The organism is Actinomadura latina NBRC 106108, from assembly GCF_001552195.1.
Taxonomy (GTDB): Bacteria; Actinomycetota; Actinomycetes; order Streptosporangiales; family Streptosporangiaceae; genus Spirillospora; species Spirillospora latina.
The window spans coordinates 1-18,047 of the sequence record NZ_BCQS01000002.1 but is presented as its reverse complement, the minus strand read 5'-3'; the positions used below and the strand labels follow the sequence as shown (position 1 = coordinate 18,047).

At 70.9% G+C, this 18,047-nt stretch carries 17 protein-coding genes and 1 pseudogene; 8 read left to right on the top strand and 10 right to left on the bottom strand.

Features of this window, described 5'->3' with window-relative positions:
- Nucleotides 1-71 precede the first annotated feature (71 nt).
- On the bottom strand, nucleotides 72-1,457 hold the full coding sequence (locus AL2_RS00690) for an iron-containing redox enzyme family protein (RefSeq protein WP_067628022.1): 1,386 nt from the start codon (nucleotides 1,455-1,457) through the stop codon (nucleotides 72-74).
- 548 nt (nucleotides 1,458-2,005) lie between these two features.
- On the opposite strand from AL2_RS00690, the gene AL2_RS00685 reads away from it, so the two are divergent.
- Nucleotides 2,006-2,269, top strand: a complete 264-nt coding sequence (locus AL2_RS00685; protein WP_157437936.1) for a hypothetical protein — start codon at nucleotides 2,006-2,008, stop codon at nucleotides 2,267-2,269.
- A gap of 71 nt (nucleotides 2,270-2,340) precedes the next feature.
- Here AL2_RS00685 and AL2_RS00680 read toward each other — a convergent pair whose 3' ends face one another.
- Nucleotides 2,341-3,321, bottom strand: coding sequence for a helix-turn-helix domain-containing protein (locus AL2_RS00680; RefSeq protein ID WP_067628015.1), 981 nt, complete (start codon nucleotides 3,319-3,321; stop codon nucleotides 2,341-2,343).
- A 111-nt stretch (nucleotides 3,322-3,432) separates the two neighbouring features.
- On the opposite strand from AL2_RS00680, the gene AL2_RS00675 reads away from it, so the two are divergent.
- A complete protein-coding gene (locus tag AL2_RS00675; protein ID WP_067628012.1) occupies nucleotides 3,433-3,924 on the top strand; it encodes a rhodanese-like domain-containing protein in 492 nt (163 codons plus the stop codon).
- A gap of 166 nt (nucleotides 3,925-4,090) precedes the next feature.
- A complete protein-coding gene (locus AL2_RS00670; RefSeq protein ID WP_067628009.1) occupies nucleotides 4,091-5,581 on the top strand; it encodes a DEAD/DEAH box helicase in 1,491 nt (496 codons plus the stop codon).
- Nucleotides 5,582-5,663: 82 nt separating this feature from the next.
- On the opposite strand, the gene AL2_RS00665 is transcribed toward AL2_RS00670, so the two are convergent.
- Nucleotides 5,664-6,464 (bottom strand): acyltransferase, encoded by an 801-nt coding sequence (locus AL2_RS00665; RefSeq protein ID WP_067628006.1) that lies wholly within the window; start codon nucleotides 6,462-6,464, stop codon nucleotides 5,664-5,666.
- Between the two features lie 87 nt (nucleotides 6,465-6,551).
- Nucleotides 6,552-7,025 (bottom strand): hypothetical protein, encoded by a 474-nt coding sequence (locus tag AL2_RS00660; RefSeq protein WP_067628003.1) that lies wholly within the window; start codon nucleotides 7,023-7,025, stop codon nucleotides 6,552-6,554.
- Between the two features lie 173 nt (nucleotides 7,026-7,198).
- Here AL2_RS00660 and AL2_RS00655 point away from each other — a divergent pair, with 173 nt between their 5' ends.
- Both AL2_RS00655 and AL2_RS00650 read left to right on the top strand, forming a co-directional pair.
- Nucleotides 7,199-7,723, top strand: coding sequence for a peptidylprolyl isomerase (locus tag AL2_RS00655; RefSeq protein WP_067628000.1), 525 nt, complete (start codon nucleotides 7,199-7,201; stop codon nucleotides 7,721-7,723).
- A 43-nt stretch (nucleotides 7,724-7,766) separates the two neighbouring features.
- Nucleotides 7,767-8,663: a rhomboid family intramembrane serine protease gene (locus tag AL2_RS00650; protein ID WP_067627997.1), complete on the top strand. Its 897-nt coding sequence runs from the start codon at nucleotides 7,767-7,769 to the stop codon at nucleotides 8,661-8,663.
- Between the two features lie 177 nt (nucleotides 8,664-8,840).
- On the opposite strand, the gene AL2_RS00645 is transcribed toward AL2_RS00650, so the two are convergent.
- Nucleotides 8,841-9,098 (bottom strand): cell division protein CrgA, encoded by a 258-nt coding sequence (locus AL2_RS00645; RefSeq protein WP_067627994.1) that lies wholly within the window; start codon nucleotides 9,096-9,098, stop codon nucleotides 8,841-8,843.
- A gap of 109 nt (nucleotides 9,099-9,207) precedes the next feature.
- Here AL2_RS00645 and AL2_RS00640 point away from each other — a divergent pair, with 109 nt between their 5' ends.
- The 3 genes from AL2_RS00640 to AL2_RS00630 are packed head-to-tail and all read left to right on the top strand — an operon-like array spanning nucleotide 9,208 to nucleotide 10,834.
- Nucleotides 9,208-9,957 (top strand): DUF881 domain-containing protein, encoded by a 750-nt coding sequence (locus tag AL2_RS00640; protein ID WP_067627991.1) that lies wholly within the window; start codon nucleotides 9,208-9,210, stop codon nucleotides 9,955-9,957.
- A 44-nt stretch (nucleotides 9,958-10,001) separates the two neighbouring features.
- Nucleotides 10,002-10,637, top strand: coding sequence for a class E sortase (locus AL2_RS00635; protein ID WP_245666236.1), 636 nt, complete (start codon nucleotides 10,002-10,004; stop codon nucleotides 10,635-10,637).
- An 8-nt stretch (nucleotides 10,638-10,645) separates the two neighbouring features.
- On the top strand, nucleotides 10,646-10,834 hold the full coding sequence (locus AL2_RS00630; RefSeq protein WP_067627985.1) for a hypothetical protein: 189 nt from the start codon (nucleotides 10,646-10,648) through the stop codon (nucleotides 10,832-10,834).
- Nucleotides 10,835-11,062: 228 nt separating this feature from the next.
- Here AL2_RS00630 and pknB read toward each other — a convergent pair whose 3' ends face one another.
- The 5 genes and pseudogenes from pknB to AL2_RS37950 all read right to left on the bottom strand — a co-directional run.
- Nucleotides 11,063-12,883, bottom strand: a complete 1,821-nt coding sequence (gene pknB / locus AL2_RS00625) for a Stk1 family PASTA domain-containing Ser/Thr kinase (protein ID WP_067627982.1) — start codon at nucleotides 12,881-12,883, stop codon at nucleotides 11,063-11,065.
- Between the two features lie 22 nt (nucleotides 12,884-12,905).
- Nucleotides 12,906-14,366, bottom strand: coding sequence for a serine/threonine-protein kinase (locus tag AL2_RS00620; RefSeq protein WP_067627979.1), 1,461 nt, complete (start codon nucleotides 14,364-14,366; stop codon nucleotides 12,906-12,908).
- Nucleotides 14,363-15,844 carry a peptidoglycan D,D-transpeptidase FtsI family protein gene (locus AL2_RS00615; protein ID WP_067627976.1) on the bottom strand — a complete coding sequence of 494 codons (1,482 nt, stop codon included), beginning with the start codon at nucleotides 15,842-15,844 and terminating at the stop codon, nucleotides 14,363-14,365. Before AL2_RS00615 ends, AL2_RS00620 begins: the two co-directional genes overlap by 4 nt.
- Nucleotides 15,845-15,854: 10 nt before the next feature.
- Nucleotides 15,855-17,441 (bottom strand): FtsW/RodA/SpoVE family cell cycle protein, encoded by a 1,587-nt coding sequence (locus tag AL2_RS00610; RefSeq protein WP_067627973.1) that lies wholly within the window; start codon nucleotides 17,439-17,441, stop codon nucleotides 15,855-15,857.
- Nucleotides 17,442-18,047: pseudogene (locus AL2_RS37950) on the bottom strand (serine/threonine-protein phosphatase); the annotation flags it as partial.

Here is an 18,047-nt window from a genome sequence, read left to right as displayed (position 1 = left end):
GCGTGAACGGGTCGGCGGGCAGGGGAACATGGCGAGGTGGCGGGGCGCCTCGCCGTCCGTGCGCGGACGGATCAGCCGGGAGCGGCGGTGTGCAGCAGGCAGACGGTCTCCGCCCCGGCCGGCTTCGCGCCGTAGAGCCGGCCGGCGGGGATCAGCACCGCGTCGCCGCGTCCCAGCCGCTCGGGCGCACCGGTCGGCGTGGTGATCAGGTCGGCCTCGCCGCGCTCGATCTCCAGGACGGTGTCGTCGTCGTGGCAGCGCGTCCCGAACGGGCTCCCGGGCGTCAGGACGACCCGCCGCGTCCCGGTGACCTGGGCGGCGCCCGCGAGGTCGCGGTGCCGGGGGAGGTCGTCGGCCCACCGGATCTGCGCCGCGGTGTCCTCCTCGAACCAGCCGCCGACCAGCCGCGCCTCGGCGACGCCGCGCATCAGCTCGGGGACGACGCGCGGGCCGTGCCGTTCCGCCAGGGCCAGCAGCACCTGCTCCCGGGTGATGCGCCCGTGGTGCTCGTCGATATGCGCGTGCTCGTCGCAGTAATGCAGGTCGACGGCGTCGCCGAATATGTCGCGGAAGACCTTCACCATCTCCACGAACGCGGGCGCGAACACCGCCTCCGCATAGGTGACCGCACCCGCGTAGCGGAAGAACTTGGCGTGGTCGCGGGACAGGTAGTAATAGTAGTTGTTCGTCGCCAGCGGACCGGTCAGGTAGAAATTCCAGTACGCGTGCACATGCGTGGCCATCGACCGGCTGCGGAGCATTTTGGCGAAGATCGTGGTGTGCTTGGCGTCGTAGACGCCGTACCCGAATTCATCGATGAAGATCTTGAACAGGGCGGACTGCTCGGGGCCGTAGGCGCCGGCCAGGTTCCGCGACATCGCGGACGCCTCGGTGAGCCCGTCGAGGGCGAGCTGCACCAGGTACAGGTCCGCCGCGCTCTCCCGGTCGCGGGCGCCGGCGACGGCGGCCAGCGCGGGCGACGGTCCGGCGGCGGCCTCGGCCACCACGTGCTGGAAGTAGGCGTCCAGCACCTCGGGCGTGGCGGCGCCGCTGACGTCCACCGCGTCGTCCAGGCAGCCGAACGCGAACCGTTCCAGCTCCGAGACCGCGCCTTCCCGCAGTTCCCGCAGGTCACGGCCGTAGAAGAGGTCGAAGTCGTCGTGCAGGCCGGCCAGGCCCTGCTCGGGGAGCAGCACCGTCTCGGCCTCGTACCAGGTGCCGAGCAGCCGGTGCGCGGCGAGGGAGCGGTGCGCCGGCCAGTCCCCGGCGCCGAGCGGGCGGCCGAAGTCGGCTTCGGCCAGCGCCGCGGGGAAGAGCATCCGGCGGTAGGGGTTCGGGCCATGCAGTACTTCGGCGTCGCCGCGGAAGAGCGGGCCGTCCGCGAACGTGCGGATCCGCTCCCCCAGCGTGCCGCCGACGAGTTTTTCGGCAGTATCTGCCTGAGGCTGGACTGTCATTTAGTTAGACCGTTCACCTGACTACTTCGAGGGTCGGGGTGTAGAAGGGCGCGCCGGTCCGATTGTGTCGGTCCGGAACTCCGAGAACGGTGGGTAGTTCGTTGGCGGGCAGGGGGACGACGCAGTGAGAACAGGTTCTCACCTTGCGTGAGAGCCGCAGTTGCTGTTTGCGCTGGGCACGTTAACAAAGGCCACTTGGGTGATCAATGATCGACAAGGACTTTGTCCGCACGGTGATCAGGGCCCTGGCGAGGCGGCGAATATCGGTCATGTCCGGAAACCGTGCCCCGGGTGGCCGCCGCTCCGCCGCCCGAACGCCGCCCCGCCGCCGCGTCCCCTTCGCTGACCTCGGCCTTCACGGGCTCGGCTGGCCCGCCGCACGCGAACCGGCCGCCGCAGCAACCGAACGCCCACTCCGTCTGACTCTCGGTGAAGGTGCCTTGTCAGCAGCAATCGGATGCACTCCCCGCTTCGTGTCCTTATCCGGCCGCCCGCCCCCTCGACCGCGCCCCCTGCCCTGCCCCGGGCCGCGCTCTAGACTCCCGGCCATGGACCTCAGGGACGCGGCGCGCATGATCCTCTTCGAGTCGGCGGGGCATCCGGACCTGCTCCGGGTGACCCGGGAGGCACACGACCGGCTGTCCCGCGGCGAGCGGGTCGCGCACACCGACCTGAGCTGGATGCTCAAGGAGGCCGCGCGCAAGGACCTCTATCCCGCCTTGCACGCCCGCTACGGTGCCGCGGCCTTCGACGAGATGGTGCTCGTCCTGGGCCGCGAGATCGACCGCCAGGCCCCCGTCCCCACCCGCTGAAGCACCCCGGCCCGGGGTGGACGTGGCGTGGCTGCTGGTGGGGCTTGACAGCTTTTCTGGGGACGGGGATCTCAGGTAGGCGTTCCGCGGAAGGTGCGCCTGTAGCCGGACGGTGAGGTTTTCATCGCCCGGGTGAAGTGGTGCCGGAACGTGGCCGGGCTCTCGAAGCCGACGGCCGCGCCGATCTCCTCGACCGGGGCGACGCCCTCCTCCAGCGGCGGCAGCGCGGCCAGGACCCGCTGGGCGATGACCCAGCGGAGCGGGCTCGTCCCCGTCTGCCGGTTGAAGTGCCTGATGAACGTGCGGGGCGAGAGGCGCGCCTCGCGGGCCATCCGTGCGACCGTGATCGGTTCGGCGAGGTGGGCCAGCGCCCAGGCCATGCTGCGCGCGACCGGGTCGTCCTCCTCGGGGAGGTTCACGGCGGCCTCCACGAACTGCGCCTGCCCGCCCTCCCGGTGCGGCGGGACGACCAGCCGCCGCGCGACCATGTTCGCGATCCGGGCGCCGTGGTCCTTGCGGACGAGGTGCAGGCACATGTCGAGACCGGCGGCGCTGCCCGCGCCGGTGAGCACGTCGTCGCCGTCGACGTAGAGGACGTCCGGGGTCACGCGGACGTCCGGGTGGCGGCGGCGCAGCAGGTCGGCGTACTGCCAGTGGGTGGTGGCCTCGCGTCCGTCCAGCAGGCCGGCGGCGGCGAGGGCGAACGCGCCCGAGCAGATGGACACGACGCGGGCGCCCCGCGCGTGCGCCTCCTTCAGCGCCGCGACGACCTCGGGCGCCGGGTCGCGCCGGACGTCCGGGACGGCGACGACCATCACGGTGTCCGCGGACGCGAACGCGTCCAACCCGTGCTCGGCCGTCATCGTGAAGCCCCCGACCGCCCGCATCGGCCCGCGTTCGAGCGAGCAGACCCGCAGGTCGTACCAGGGGACGTCCAGCTCCGGACGGGGCAGCCCGAACACCTCGACGACGGAACCGAGCTCGAAGGGCGCCATGCCGTCGAACGCCAGCACCGAGACCGTGTGCCGCCGCGCCGGGGGAGCAGTGAACATGGCGAAATCTTAATGGTGACGGGCATTCACGTCACTCCCGGAAAGCGCGCGGGCAGACGACGATCGACGCAAGCCGCAACGACCTCAAGCCGCAACGACAAGGAGTCCGCAATGAGCACACTCCCCACCGCCAGCCCCGCCATTGGCGCCGTCAACGCCGTTCCCGCGGCGTCCGCGGAGGAGGCGCGGCGGCACTTTGCCGCGCGTCTGGCCTTTGAGAGCGATGTGTCCGATGTCGCGGCCGACCTGGCGTCCGGGGCGCCCGGGATCGTCGTCGTCGACACGCGCAGTGCCGAGAGCTGGGCGCAGGGGCATGTCCAGGGCGCCGTCCACCTGCCCACCGCCGAGATCGCGGAGCGCGCCGGCGCGCTCATCCCCCAAGGCGCGACCGTCGTCGTCTACTGCTGGGGACCCGGCTGCAACGGCGCCCAGAAGGCGGCGCTGGAGTTCGCGAAGCTCGGCCGTCCGGTCAAGGAGATGATCGGCGGGTTCGAGTACTGGGCGCGCGAAGGGTTCCCCGTCGAGACGGGCGGCGGCGCCGTCACGCGCCGGTCCCCAGACCCGCTGACGGCCCCGGCCGCGGGCATCGCATGCGCCTGCTGAGGCGAGGATGACGCATGTTCCCGGCGGGACCGGGCATAAGCACGTCCCCCGGCGACGTTAGACTCTTGGAATCACTCTCCGACGCCCCATGGCGTCAGGCTCGTCCTTGCAGGCCGCGCACATCGCGGAGCCTCCCGAGACGTGCCCCCCTCTCGGAAGGTAATGCGTGACCACAGCTGCCGCTGCACAGAACCCGTCCATGCCCGCCACCGCGGACGAGGAGCAGGTTCCCACCTTCGCCGAGCTCGGCATGCCGCCGGTGCTGGTGAACGCCCTGGAGCGCCAGGGCATCGAGGCCCCCTTCCCGATCCAGGCCGCCGCGATCCCGGACGTCATGGCGGGACGGGACGTCCTCGGGCGCGGTAAGACCGGCTCCGGCAAGACCCTCGCGTTCGGCCTGCCGCTCCTCACCCGCCTGTCCGGCCGCAAGGCCGCCCCGAAGCGTCCGCTGGCGCTGATCCTCGTGCCGACCCGCGAGCTGGCCCAGCAGGTGCAGAACAACCTGGAGCCGCTCGGCCGCGGCCTCGGGCTCCGCTTCAAGACCGTCATCGGCCAGACCTCGATGTTCAAGCAGATCGACGCGCTGCGCCGCGGCGTCGAGGTCCTCGTCGCCACGCCCGGCCGCCTGAAGGACCTGATGCGGCAGGGCGCCTGCGACCTGTCCGACATCGAGATCACGGTGCTGGACGAGGCCGACCACATGGCCGACATGGGCTTCCTGCCCGACGTCACCGACATCCTGGACGCCGTCAAGCGCGGCGGGCAGCGCCTCCTCTTCTCCGCGACCCTCGACAAGGACGTGGACGTCCTGGTCCGGCGGTACCTGAGCGACCCGGTCACGCACGCGATCGGCCCGGTGGACGAGTCCGTCGACACGATGGACCACCACCTCCTGCTCGTGGCGCCCAAGGAGAAGAGCGCCATCACCGCCGAGATCGCCAACCGCGAGGGCCGGACGATCCTGTTCGCCCGCACCAAGCACGGCGTCGACCGGCTCGCCAAGCAGCTCGTCCAGGCCGGCGTCCGCGCGGCGGGCCTGCACGGCGGCAAGAGCCAGGGCCTGCGCACCCGCACCCTCGCCGAGTTCCGCGAGGGCACGGTCAGCGTGCTGGTCGCCACCGACGTCGCCGCGCGCGGCATCCACGTGGACGACGTGACTTTGGTCATGCACGTCGACCCGCCCGCCGACAGCAAGGACTACATGCACCGCGCGGGACGCACCGCCCGCGCCGGGGAGCGCGGCACCGTCGTCACGCTCGTCCTGCCGCACCAGGTGCGCTCCACGTCCGCGATGACGCGTCGGGCCGGCATCAACGCGCCCCGCGTCCGGGTGACCACGGGCGACTCCGAGCTGGTCAAGCTGACCGGCGCCCGTCCGCCGTCCGGCATCCCGATCGAGGAGCCGATCATCCCCGAGCGTCCGCGCCGCGAGGGCGGCCGGGGCCGCCAGGGCGGCGGCGGACGCCGTCGCGGCCCGCGCTCCTACGACCGCGGGGACGGCTCGCGCCGCCACGAGGGCGACGGCGGCCGGGGCGAGCACCGCTCCTACTCCGGCGGTGACCGCCGGGGCGGCGGCCCCCGCACCGGCGGCAGCTCCCACGGCCCCCGCCGCGGAGCACCCAACGGCGGCGACCGCCGCGCCGCCCGCTACAACTGACCCACAGCACCAGACTGATCCACAGCAATAAGGAGCCCCGCCCGACCCCGGGCGGGGCTCCTTTCTGCGTTCTTCCGGCGCGTCAGCCGGCTTCTTCTTGGAGAGGCGCGGGGGCGGACTGCTCACGAAGCTTGTCCTGGAGGATCTGAAGGCCCTCCAGCCCGTTGACGGAGAGGGCGGCCAGTTCGTCCAGGGACATCAGGGGATCGTTGCGGAGAGGCGGCTGCCAGCCGTTCTCCTTGTCGTGGCTGCGCAGGACCTTGGCGGGGACGCCGCCGATGACCGAGTGGTCGGGGAACTCGCCGCGCACGACGGCGCCGCCGGCGACGGCGACGTTGCGGCCGAGGCGGGTGCCGGGGAGGATGATCGCGCCGGTGCCGATCCAGCAGCCGTCGCCGATGACGACCGGGTTGTTCTCCGGCCACTGGCGGCCTATCGGCATGTGCAGGTCGCCGTAGGTGTGGTTCTGGTCGGTGATGTAGACGTTCGGGCCCGTGAAGACGTCGTCGCCGATGTCGATGGACTGGTGGCCGACGATGTGGGTGCCGCGTCCGAGGGAGCAGCTGGCGCCGATGCGGACGATGACGTCCGGGCCGAGGTCGAGGCCGGGGACGAAGCCGGCGGAGATCGTGACGTGCGTGCCGATCAGGGTGTGGTCGCCGATCGAGATCCACGGCTCGCCGTAGATGGAGCCGGCCGGGAAGCCGATGCAGGCGCCCTCGCCGAGGTAGGCGAACCGGCGCCGGCCCGGGGTGTGCGGGGTGATCTCGCCGTGCCGCTGGATCCATTCCCAGGCGCGGTGCACGGCCGTGTGCATGCCCTGGCGGGCCCGCTGCTGCACGCGGGCCGCCAGCACCTGCCGGAGAGGGCGCTTCGGCGACATGGCGTTACCGTACCGGGTGGTAGCAACCCCCCGCGCGCGCGACGGAGGGCCCGGCCGGAAACGACCGGGCCCTCCGACATTCGCGCGCTAGTGCGGCGTATGCACCTGACCGTCGACATCGGCGCCGGAGACCGTCATGGAGTCGGCCGAGGTGGCGTCCTCCTCGTGCTCACCGGAACCCTTGGTCATGTCGCGGATGACGCCGCGCCGCGTCGCCACCACACCGGCGATGCCGACCGCGGTGACCGCGCCCATCATCGCCACGAGGGCGCCACGCCCGGGCCCGCCCCGCTTGGGGGGCTCCACCCGTCCGGCGACATCGCTCAGAAACGTGCTCACCCGCGGGGCGAGCCCGGACTCCACGTACCGGGCCGCCTGCCGGAGCCTTGGTGCGCTCCATCCGCGGACGACCATGAGGCGCTCCTCCGCGGCGGGCGCGATCCGCTCAGCCACGCTGGAAGCGCCCTGCCGGCACACGCCGGCGCCCTGCCGGGCCGCCTCCTGGACGCGGCCGAACCGGGTGAGCACCACGTCCTGCGGCTTCCGGCGGATATTGATCATTAGGGACACGCTAACCTCCCTGTCTGCGAGGTCCTGTCATGCAGCCTTCCCTGCGATCGGGAGGTAAACCCTGTGCGCGTGACTACGTGTTCACGCCGGGTAGTCGATTTGCGCATGGCCGAGACCGTAACGTGCAGAGCTCAGACATCCACCCTTACGAGGAGGCGGCCAGCGTGGCCAACGAGATCTTCGCGACGCTCAACACGTCGCTCGGCAAGATCGTGATCCAGCTCTACCCGGAGCAGGCGCCGGAGACGGTGGCGAACTTCGTCGAGCTGGCGGAGGGGACCCGGACCTGGACCGACCCGCGCACCGGGCAGAAGTCCGACGCCCCGCTGTACAACGGGACGGTGTTCCACCGCGTCATCGACCAGTTCATGATCCAGGGCGGCGACCCGCTCGGCACCGGCACCGGCGGGCCCGGCTACGAGTTCAAGGACGAGTTCCACCCGGACCTGAAGTTCAACCGCCCGTACCTGCTGGCGATGGCGAACGCCGGGCCCGGCACCAACGGCTCCCAGTTCTTCATCACGCTCGACGTGGGCCACACCCAGCACCTGACCGGCCGGCACACCATCTTCGGCAAAGTCATCGAGGGGACCGACGTCGTCGACCGGATCGCCAAGGTGCCGACCGGGCGGATGGACCGTCCGCAGCAGGACGTCGTCGTGGAATCGGTGACGATCGAGCGCCGTTAGTCGTTTCTACAAGTGAGACCCTGCCTGCGACGCGGAGCATCAGATGAGCACAGAGCCCAGTCCCGCCCCGGAGACCTCGGTACCGACCTGCTACCGGCACCCGGGGCGCGAGACCTATGTGCGCTGCACCAGGTGCGACCGCTACATCTGCCCGGACTGCATGCGGGACGCGGCGGTCGGCCACCAGTGCGTGGAGTGCGTCGCGGAGGGGAACCGGGGCGTCCGCCGGGCGGTGCCCAGGACGGCCCTCGGCGGGCGGGCGTCCGCGTCCGCCGTACCGGTCGTCACGTACACGCTGATCGGCGCGTGCGTGGCGGCGTACCTCGCCGAGCTGGCGTCGTGGCGGGTCGTCTGGGAGTTCATGATGCTCGGCCGGGGAGTGCTGCCCGGCGGGGACGTGGGCGGGGTCGCCGAGGGCGAGTGGTACCGGCTGTTCACCACGATGTTCCTGCACCAGCGCGGCGGGACGTTCGGCATCACCCACATCCTGTTCAACATGTGGGCGCTGTGGGCCGTCGGCCCCGCGCTGGAACAGGTGCTCGGACGCTGGCGCTTCCTGGCGCTGTACATGCTGTCCGGGCTGGGCGGGTCGGTGCTGCTGTACCTGGTCGGCGCGCCGGGCGCCGCGGCGGTCGGCGCGTCCGGCGCCATCTTCGGGCTGTTCGGCGCGTACTTCGTGATCGGCCGCAGGCTGGGCGGGCCGGTCGGCCCCATCGTGGTGCTGCTGGTGATCAACCTGGTGATCACGTTCTCGGTGCCGGGGATCTCCTGGCAGGGGCACGTCGGCGGGCTCGTCGTCGGCGCGGCGCTGGCCGCCGCCTACGCGTACGCTCCCGCCGCGCGGCGGCGGCTGTTCCACCTCGGGGCGCCGCTGCTCATGCTGGCGCTGCTCGCCGCGCTGGTGGTCGTCAGGACGGCGGAGCTGAGCCCGGCCGGATAGCCGCTGCGGTGCGGACGCCGTCCACCCGTGACGGCGTCCGCCCGTGCGGCCTCGGTGAGACCGGCCGTGCGGCCTCGGCGGGAGCGGCCCGGACGCGACCGGACCCTGTGGAAAGTTCCTGTGGAAAACCTGAGGAAAGCCGGGGTGGGAGATCCCCGGCCTGTGGATAACCTGCGGTCAGCGCCAGCGGGTCGACAGGACGACCCCGAGGATGATCGCCGTGAAGCCGATCCCCAGGTTCCAGTTGTGCAGGTCGGACATGAACGGCACGTCGGTGCCGGTGCTGGCCGTCACGTAGAAGACGGCGATCCAGGCGAGGCCGACGAGCCACAGCCCGACCATCGTGGGCACGAGCCAGCGGGGGCTGACCTCGGGCGCCTTGGACTTCTGCGGAGGCGTGTAAACGGCCTTCTTGCGCACTTTCGACTTGGCCACGGTGGGATCGATCTCCTCGGGCGTCCGGCGGCCGGAGCGCCGGACCGCGCATGGGTGTTTTGTCGGTTAGCGTAGTCGCTGGTGAGCACTGACTGATGAGCACTGTGCGATGAGTAATGTACGGCGTCCTGCGTGGGGAAGCATCATTCCGGTTCTCACGCTCCTCGCGGGGACCCTGTTCGCGGCGAGCGCGAGCACGGCCCGCGGCACGAGCCTGCGCGAGCAGGGCCGCACCAGGATCACCGAGCTCATCACCGCCGAGCAGCAGCGCGGTCACCGGGAGCGCGCCGAGTACCGGCGGCTCCGCGACCAGATCGACCGTATCTCCCAGGAGGCCGGACGTCACGACGCGCGCGTGAAAACCGCGCGGGCGGAGGCCGACCGGCTCGCGGCCGAGGCCGGCTTCACCCCGCTGACCGGGCCCGCCGTCCGCGTCACGCTGGACGACGCGCCGCTCCCGGAATCGGACGATCCGCAGCCCGGCGTCCGCCCCGACGACCTCGTCGTCCACCAGGGCGACGTCCAGGCCGTCGTCAACGCGCTCTGGGCGGGCGGCGCCCGCGGGATACAGATCATGGACCAGCGGTTGATCTCGACCAGCGCGGTGCGGTGCGTGGGCAATACGCTGATCCTCCAGGGCGTCGTGTACTCCCCGCCGTTCCGGATCACCGCCGTGGGCGACCCGGACCGGCTCCGCGCGGCGCTCGGCGCGTCCCCCGAGATCGCCGTCTACCGCAAGTACGTCCGCGCGTACGGGCTCGGCTACTCGGTGCGGACCGTGGAACGGGTCACGCTGCCGCCCTACACCGGCAACGTGGCGATGAAGCACGCTACGGTGCCGCCGGCGCCCGGCGGCTGACCCCCGGCGGACCCCGGCCGGTCCCCGGCGAAGGAGGAGGACGCGTGCGGACGGTGCTCCGTGGCATGGGCGAGTTGTGCATCACCGCCGGCCTGATCGTCATGCTGTTCGTCACCTACGAACTGTGGGGCACCGGCCAGTACACCCAGGGCCAGCAGAACCGCCTGCAGGACGAGATGCTGAACGACTGGCGCGCCACGAAGGTCACCACCGAGACGGTGAAGCTCGGCAAGGGCCTCGCGATGATCCGCATCCCCCGCTTCGGCAAGGACTACCGCTTCGTCGTCATCGAGGGGGTCGACCGCGACGACCTGCGCAAGGGCCCCGGCCACTACCCGGGCACCGCGCTGCCCGGCCGGCTCGGCAACTTCGTGGTCTCCGGGCACCGGACGACCTACTCCGCCCCGTTCAATCGGCTCGGCGAACTCGACCGCGGTGACAAGATCCTCATCGACACCCGCGACGAGCAGTACGTCTACAAGGTCACCGACCGCAAGATCGTGAAGCCGTCGGCGACGGAGGTGACCGCGCCCGTCCCGTTCCACCCGAAGCGGAAGCCGACGGAGCGGCTCATCACGCTCACCACCTGCCACCCCAAGTACTCCGCCGCCGAACGAATGATCATCTTCGGGGAGCTGGCCGAGGCGCTGCCTCGCGTCAAGCCCACCGCCGGAACGTAGGAGGACCCGTGTACGCCTGGATCTGGCGCCGTCTCCCCGGCGTGTGGCCGGCCAAGACCGCGACCGCGCTCGGCATCGTGCTCGCGGTCGCCGTCGTCCTCTGGTACGTGGCGTTCCCCCGGATGGAGGCCAAGATCCAGTTCGACCACGGCGTCGTCCAGACCCCGGCACCGTCCGGCTCCGCCACCCCGGGCTGACGGCCGCCCTGACCGGCGGAACCATCGTGCGGGACGGCGGGTGCCCGGAACTTGAGAAAAATTCGGTTGAAATCCGTAACGTTCTACGGCGGCGTGACGAAGACCATAACGAGGGCTTCCGCCATTGCCCCCGAGTGGCGGAAGCCCCGTTTCATGCCCGGCGGGCGAACGCGAAGGGCCCCGGCCTCCGAGATGGAGAGCCGGGGCCCTTCGCGTCGAGCGGCCGGATCAGCCGTTGCCGTCACCGGGGAAGCCGGGGATGCCCGGCGTCGTCGGCGTGCCGCCCGGCTGGGACGGGGGCGGCTGAGGCTTGTCGGCGATGAAGATCGTCACCGTGTCGCCCGGGGCGACCACGGCGTCCGGGCCCGGCTGCTGGTCGTAGACGAGGCCCGGCGAGACCTGCTTGTCCGGCGGCGGCTGGCCCTTCTGCACGCGGCACTTCAACCCGGCCGTCTCCAGCTTGTTGCAGGCGGCCCGCTGGCTGTTGTTGAACAGGTTCGGCACCTTCAGCTCCGACGGGCCGTTGGAGAACACCACCGTGACGGTCGAGTTCTTCGGCGCCTTCGTGCCGCCGGCCGGGTCGGTGCTGATCACGTTGAGCCGCGGGACGGTGTCGCTCGACTCGGCTCTCCGCTCGACCTTGAAGCCCTTCGCCTCCAGCAGCTTCTTGGCCGTCCCGTACGGCCGGCCGGTCACGTCCGGGACCTCGATCTCCGTCGGCGGCTTCTTGCCCTTGGAGACCAGCAGCGTCACCGTGGCGCCCTTGGCCGCGTTCGTGCCCGGCTCCGGGTCGGAGCTGATGACGTTGCCCTTGTCGACCTCGTCGCTGAAGTCGGTCTTCGGCTCGCCGACCTTGAAGCCGAGCTTGGTCAGCTGCGCCGTCGCGTCGGCCTGCGACACGTTGATGATGCTCTGCGGGATCGCGACCTGGGTGTTCTTCTCGCCGCCGCCGCCGCTCAGCATCCAGCCGATGAGCGCGGCGCCGCCGATGAACAGCACGGCGAGCCCCACCCACAGCGCGGCCTTCTTGCCGCCCCCGCCGCGTTCGGGCATGTCGTCGTCGTAGTGGACGGGCGGGAGCCCGTAGCCGTCGTCCGGCGGGCGGCGCACCTGCGTCGCGCCCGGCGGGTAGCCGCCCATCACCTGGGTGCCCTGCGGCACCTGCGCGCCGCCCATCAGCATCGTGGACGCCGCCGTCGACGCCACCGGCTGCCCCTGCAGGACGCGCTGGATCTCCTGCCGGAACTCGTTCGCGTTCTGGTACCGGTGGTCGGCTTCCTTCGCCATCGCCTTCAGCACGATCGCGTCCGCCCACTGCGGGATCTGCGGGTCCACCTGCGATGGCGGCACCGGCTCCTCCCGGACGTGCTGGTACGCGATCGCGACCGGGGAGTCGCCGGTGAACGGCGGCTTGCCGGTGAGCAGCTCGTACAGGACGCAACCGGTCGAGTAGATGTCGCTGCGGGCGTCCACCCGCTCGCCGCGCGCCTGCTCCGGGGACAGGTACTGCGCGGTGCCGATCACCTGCGCGGTCTGCGTCATCGTGGCCGCCGAGTCGGCCATGGCGCGGGCGATGCCGAAGTCCATGACCTTGACCTCGTGCTGCCGGGTCAGCATCACGTTGGCCGGTTTGATGTCGCGGTGCACGATCCCGCCGCGGTGGCTGTAGTCCAGCGCGCGCAGGATCCCGTCGGTGATCTCCAAAGCCTTGTCGGGCATCAGCGCGCGGTTCTCCCGCAGGAGGTCGCGCAGCGTGCTGCCGTCCACGTACTCCATCACGATGTACGGGATCGAGGTGTCGCCGATCATGTCCTCGCCGGTGTCGTACACGGCGATGACCGAGGGGTGGTTCAGCGACGCGGCCGACTGGGCCTCGCGCCGGAACCGGGCCTGGAACGTCGGGTCGCGGGCCAGGTCGGACCGCAGCGTCTTGACCGCGACGATGCGATCCAGCCGCAGATCGCGGGCACGGTAGACCTCGGCCATGCCGCCCCGCCCGATCACCGAATCGAGCTCGTAGCGGCCGCCGAGCAGCCGAGGTTGACTCATATGTGCACTTTCCCTCGTACGTCTACACCTTGTCCTCCGAACCTAGCTTCCCGCTCTGGGTCGGAGAGGGAACCGGGCTCGGAGTTGACGGAGTCGTGGTGCTCCCCGTCGGTCTGGGTGTTGGCTCTGGGGCGGTGGGAGTCGCCCGGGGCGATTTCGTGGATGGCTTATGTGAAGGAGACGTCTTGGGCGTCACCCGCGTTGACGGACGGATCCTATGCGTCCCGTGCCGTGGGGTGACAGCCGGGCGTCCGGGGGTTCTGGCCGCCCCGTGCGTGGGCGGGGCGCTGGGACGGGCCGCAGGGTCGTCCGCGAGGTCGTCCGGGAGGTCGCCGCCCACCGGGCTGGTGGCCGGGGTGGCGGGCGGGTCCCGCTCGTCCTCGCCGGATCCCGCGAACGCCAGCCCCTTCCACAGCGAGCCGACGACGATCACGCAGACCAGCACGAGGACGGCCGCGACCGACGCGTACGTCACCGCCGTGCGTCGTTGCACTGTCCCACGCGAGAGGCTATCCGCCACCGGGTCAGCGTCAAATCCCGACAAAGCAGCCGATTGGGTAACGATGGGGTCTCTGCTGGTCGTGCCCGCACCGCGGGGAGCGACAGCCGCCGGCGCCGCGGAGCGGCTCGCGGCGGCGGCACGGTGCGCGCCGGAGACGCGGCTCGTGCTGAGCGACGCGCGGATCGCCAGCGCCCGCGCCGCGACCGTCCCCGCGTCCCGCGGCCGGTCCAGCGGGTCCTTAGCCAGCATCTCCATGACCAGCTCGCGGGCGGCCTGCGGCACCCGCCGCGGCAGCTCCGCGGGCGCGACCCGGACGTGCTGGAGCGCCACCTCCACCGGCGTCGACCCGTCGAACGGCGGCGCGCCCGTCAGGCACTCGTAGGCCACCACGCCCAGCGAGTACAGGTCCGCCTTCGGCGACAGCTCCTTGCCCTGCGCCTGCTCCGGCGAGATGTAGTGCGCCGTCCCCATGACCATCCCGGTCTGGGTCTGCGACGCCGCGGCCAGCCGCCGGGCGATCCCGAAGTCGGTGATCTTCAGGGTGCCGTCCGGGGACACCATCAGGTTCGCCGGCTTGACGTCCCGGTGCACGATCCCGGCGTCGTGCGCGACCGTCAGCGCCCGTCCCGCCTGCACCAGCAGGTCGAGGACGGCCTCCAGCGCCAGCCCGCCGTCGCGCGCCAGGATCTCGTCCAGCGGCTCGCCCGACACCAGCTCCATCACCAGGAACGACCGGCCGCCGTGCTCGCCGAAGTCGAACGCCCGCGCGATCCCCGGATGCCGCAGCTCCATCGCGAAGCGCGCCTCCGACTCGAACCGGCCCCGCGCCCGCATGTCCGAACCGAGCTCCAGCCGCAGCAGCTTCACCGCGACCTGCCGGCCGGACCGCTGGTCCGTCGCGCGCCAGACCTCGCCCATCCCGCCGACGGCCAGCCGCTCCAGCAGCCGGTACCGGTGGTTGAGGACGAGGCCCGCACTCACTTCTGCAGTACCTTCGCCATGATCGCCCCGGCGATCGGGCCCGCGTTGCCGGCACCGGAACCCGGGGCCTCTGTCATCACGGCGAACGCGTAGCGCGGGTTGTCCGTCGGGCTGAACCCGACGAACCAGTTGGCGTTCGGGTTGCCCGGGCCCTGCTCGGCGGTGCCGGTCTTGCCGGCGATCCGCATGCCCTGCAGGTTCTTCGCGGTGCCCTCGGAGACCACCGCGCGCATCATGTCCTCCAGCTGCCCGGCCTGGTCGCCGGAGATCGGCTTCCCGAACTCCTTCGGGGAGGCGCTGTACAGCTCGCTCTGGTCCTTGGCCCGCACCTTCTGCACCACGTAGGGGCTCATGATCTTGCCGTCGTTGGCGACCGCGGACGCCACCATCGCCATCTGCAGCGGCGTGGCGCGCACGTTCTCCTGGCCGATGCCGGACCGGGCCGTCCCGTCCTGGCCGGTCGGGGTGGTCTTGCCGTTGGCGTCCGTGTACGCCACCGGGACGTCGCTCTCCGCCGAGTAGAAGTCCGGCTCCAGTTCGACCCGCTTGCCGAACCCGAACTCCGCGGAGCCGTCGTGCAGGCTCTGGATGCCCATGTCCAGCGCCATCTTCGCGAACGTGGTGTTGCAGGACTCGGCGAACGCGCCGCGCAGCGAGGCCGACCCGCCGCAGCTGCCGCTGTCGTGCGAGTTCGGCAGCGGACGCCCCGACTCCGGCAGGATCAGCTGCCCGGTGTTGACCGTCGTGGAGCTGGTGGCGTTGAGCTTGCTCATCGCGATCGCCGACACCACCGTCTTGAACGACGAGCCGGGCGGGAACGTCTGGCTCAGCGCGTTGTCGACCAGCGGCTTGATGACGCCGTTGCCCTCGTCCAGCTGCTCCAGCCGCTTCGCGCCCTTGGTGCCGGTCTGCGGGGCAACCTCGTTCGGGTCGAACGACGGCCACGACGCCGCCACCTTCACGGCGCCCGTCTTCACGTCGATCACCACGGCGCCGCCGCGGCGGCCCGGGGCCGTCCTCGCCTTCAGCTGCTCGTACGCCGTGCGCTGCGCGGCCGGGTCGATCGTCAGCTCGATGTTCGCGCCGTCGGCCTTCTTGCCGATGAACACGTCGAACCAGTGCTGCTGCGTGATCTTCTTGTCCTTGCCGCCCAGCAGGGAGTTGTAGGCCCGCTCGACCTGCGTGGCGCTGCCGTTGAAGTACCCGGTGACCGGCGCGAAGACCGGCCCCTCCTTGTAGGACCGGCCGTACTTCGGGTTGTCCTTCCCGGTCTCCTTGGACGTCACCAGCACCTCCCCGCCCGCGGAGATCTGGCCCCGGGGCGAGTTGAAGACGTCCGCGTACTGCCGGCTGTTGTTGGAGTCGGTCCGCAGATCCTCCGCCTGGCTGCCCTGGACGTAGTTGATCTGGGCCATCAGCCCGAAGAAAAGCAGCAGCGCGAAGATCGCCACCCGCCGTACCGGCTTGTCCATGTTCATGGGGGGGAAGTCACCTCGTGCTCACGATCTGGGTCATGCCCTCGTCCTGGATCGCCTGCGGGGCCGGCTTGCGCGCGTCATGACTCATCCGCACGAGGATCGCGATCAGGATCCAGTTGGCCATCAGTGACGACCCGCCCTGCGACAGGAACGGCGTCGTGAGACCGGTGAGCGGGATGAGCCGGGTGACGCCGCCGACGATCACGAAGACCTGCAGCGCCAGCACGAACGACACACCGCCCGCGAACAGTTTCAGGAACGGATCTCGCGCCGCCACGGCCGTCTTCATCCCGCGTTGCACGATCAACGCGTACATCAGCAGGATCGCCATCAGCCCGGTCAGGCCGAGCTCCTCGCCCAGCGAGTCGAAGATGAAGTCGCTGAACGACAGCGGCGTCCGCCACGGCTCGCCCTGGCCGAGCCCGGTGCCGAGGACGCCGCCCTGGCCGAGCGCGAACAGCCCCTTCATCAGCTGCGCGCTGTCGGAGTACTCGCCGCCCAGGTTGGCGCAGGCCGTGAACCCGGGCGAGATCACGCCCGGCTTGTCGTACTTCTTGTAGATGTCGCTGTCGGGGTTGACCGGGACGACCTTGCCGCTCTCCAGCAGGCAGCCGCCGTCGAAGTACGGCTTGGGGTTCTGCCAGATGTCGATGCGCTGGTTCACGTGGCCCATGAACGGCAGCAGCGTCGCGACGAACACGCCCACCGCGAGCAGCCCGACGCCGATCACCACCCAGGAGACCCGCTGCGTCGCGATGTACAGCATCGACACGAACAGGCCGAAGAACAGCAGCGCGGTCCCGAGGTCCTTCTGCAGGAACAGGACGCCCAGGCAGAAGAACCAGATCACCATGATCGGGCCGAGGTCGCGGCCCCGCGGCAGGCTGACCGGGCCCACCTTCTTGCCGATCAGCGACATCGCCTGCCGCTTGTTCACCAGGTAACCGGCGAAGAACACGACCAGCAGCAGCTTCGCGAACTCGCCCGGCTGCACGGAGAAGCCGGCGATGTTGATCCACACCCGCGCGCCGTTGATCTCCGCGCCGATGCCGGGAATGATCGGCATCAGCAGCAGGATGACCGCGGTGAGGCCGATCAGGTACGTGTAGCGCTGCGCCGTCTTCGGGGTGAACGACAGCGGCGCGTCCGTCTTGTCGGTGTCGCGCATGATCACGACGGCGCCGACGAACAGGACGATGCCGACGAACGTCCAGATCAGCTGGCCGGGCGCGTTCGCCGCGTCCTGCAGCAGCTTCTTGCCCGCCGCGGCCGAGGCCTTGCGGTCGGCGCTGGTGTCCAGGTCGAGCCGGTAGATCATCGTCAGCCCGAGGCCGTTCAGCGCCACCGCCAGCGGCAGCAGCAGCGGGTCGGCGTACGGGGTGAACTTCGCCTGGGCGAAGTAGGCGATGAGCGCCAGCACCGCCAGGCCCCCGCCGTACACGAACAGCCCGGCCGGGATGCTGCCGTCACGGGCCAGCCCGACCTCCGCGAACGCCGAGAGCGTCAGCACCATCGCGAAGGCCAGCAGGGCCAGCGAGGCCGCGTTGCGCTGCTGGTACGGCAGGCGGGCCCTGATCTGCTCCCCGATCGACTGCATCTACGAGCTCCCCCCGTTGGAGGGGCAGTCCGGTATGCCCGGGTCGTTGCTCTTGCACTTGTCGCGGCGGGTCTTCAGCTGGTTCAGCTCGGCCGTCGCCGCGTCCCGTCCGATGAACACGAACTCGCCCTTCCGGACCTTCGTCGCGTCGGACGTCGGCAGCTGGGCGAGCTGGATGTCGCTCGCCTGGAGCTTGGTCTCCTGGCAGTTCTGCTGGTTGCGGCCCCGCACGACGCCGACCTTGCCGGACTCGTCGACGAGGGAGTACCGGCAGACGCGGTCCACCAGCATGTTCCACGCACCGGGACCGTCCACCGTGTAGGTGTCCTTGACCTGCTGCTGCAGGTCCTGCGGCAGGTCGGCGACCTTGATCGGCTGCAGGCCGGTGGCATCGGCCTTGCGGGACAGGTCGAGGCCCGGCACCTTCTGCGGCGTCCCCCGGAACAGGACGGCGTTGCCGTTCTCCGCGCCGATGTAGTAGCCGTTCCGGACGTTCTGCAGCAGCACGAAACCGCCCGCCACCACGCCGACGACGACCACGCCGGCCACGACGACCAGCCACGTCCAGCGGCGGGCTCCGCCGCGCCTCGGCGGCGCCTGCCGCAT

What these genes read in the sequence shown, in the direction of transcription:
- AL2_RS00650 (WP_067627997.1), top strand. Translation starts at nt 7,767, where the DNA reads ATGAGCACAGAGCCCAGTCCCGCCCCGGAGACCTCGGTACCGACCTGC.
- AL2_RS00690 (WP_067628022.1), bottom strand. Translation starts at nt 1,457, where the DNA reads ATGACAGTCCAGCCTCAGGCAGATACTGCCGAAAAACTCGTCGGCGGC.
- AL2_RS00615 (WP_067627976.1), bottom strand. Translation starts at nt 15,844, where the DNA reads ATGAACATGGACAAGCCGGTACGGCGGGTGGCGATCTTCGCGCTGCTG.
- AL2_RS00660 (WP_067628003.1), bottom strand. Translation starts at nt 7,025, where the DNA reads ATGATCAATATCCGCCGGAAGCCGCAGGACGTGGTGCTCACCCGGTTC.
- AL2_RS00675 (WP_067628012.1), top strand. Translation starts at nt 3,433, where the DNA reads ATGAGCACACTCCCCACCGCCAGCCCCGCCATTGGCGCCGTCAACGCC.
- AL2_RS00685 (WP_157437936.1), top strand. Translation starts at nt 2,006, where the DNA reads ATGGACCTCAGGGACGCGGCGCGCATGATCCTCTTCGAGTCGGCGGGG.
- AL2_RS00680 (WP_067628015.1), bottom strand. Translation starts at nt 3,321, where the DNA reads ATGTTCACTGCTCCCCCGGCGCGGCGGCACACGGTCTCGGTGCTGGCG.
- AL2_RS00640 (WP_067627991.1), top strand. Translation starts at nt 9,208, where the DNA reads ATGAGTAATGTACGGCGTCCTGCGTGGGGAAGCATCATTCCGGTTCTC.
- pknB (WP_067627982.1), bottom strand. Translation starts at nt 12,883, where the DNA reads ATGAGTCAACCTCGGCTGCTCGGCGGCCGCTACGAGCTCGATTCGGTG.
- AL2_RS00665 (WP_067628006.1), bottom strand. Translation starts at nt 6,464, where the DNA reads ATGTCGCCGAAGCGCCCTCTCCGGCAGGTGCTGGCGGCCCGCGTGCAG.
- AL2_RS00610 (WP_067627973.1), bottom strand. Translation starts at nt 17,441, where the DNA reads ATGCAGTCGATCGGGGAGCAGATCAGGGCCCGCCTGCCGTACCAGCAG.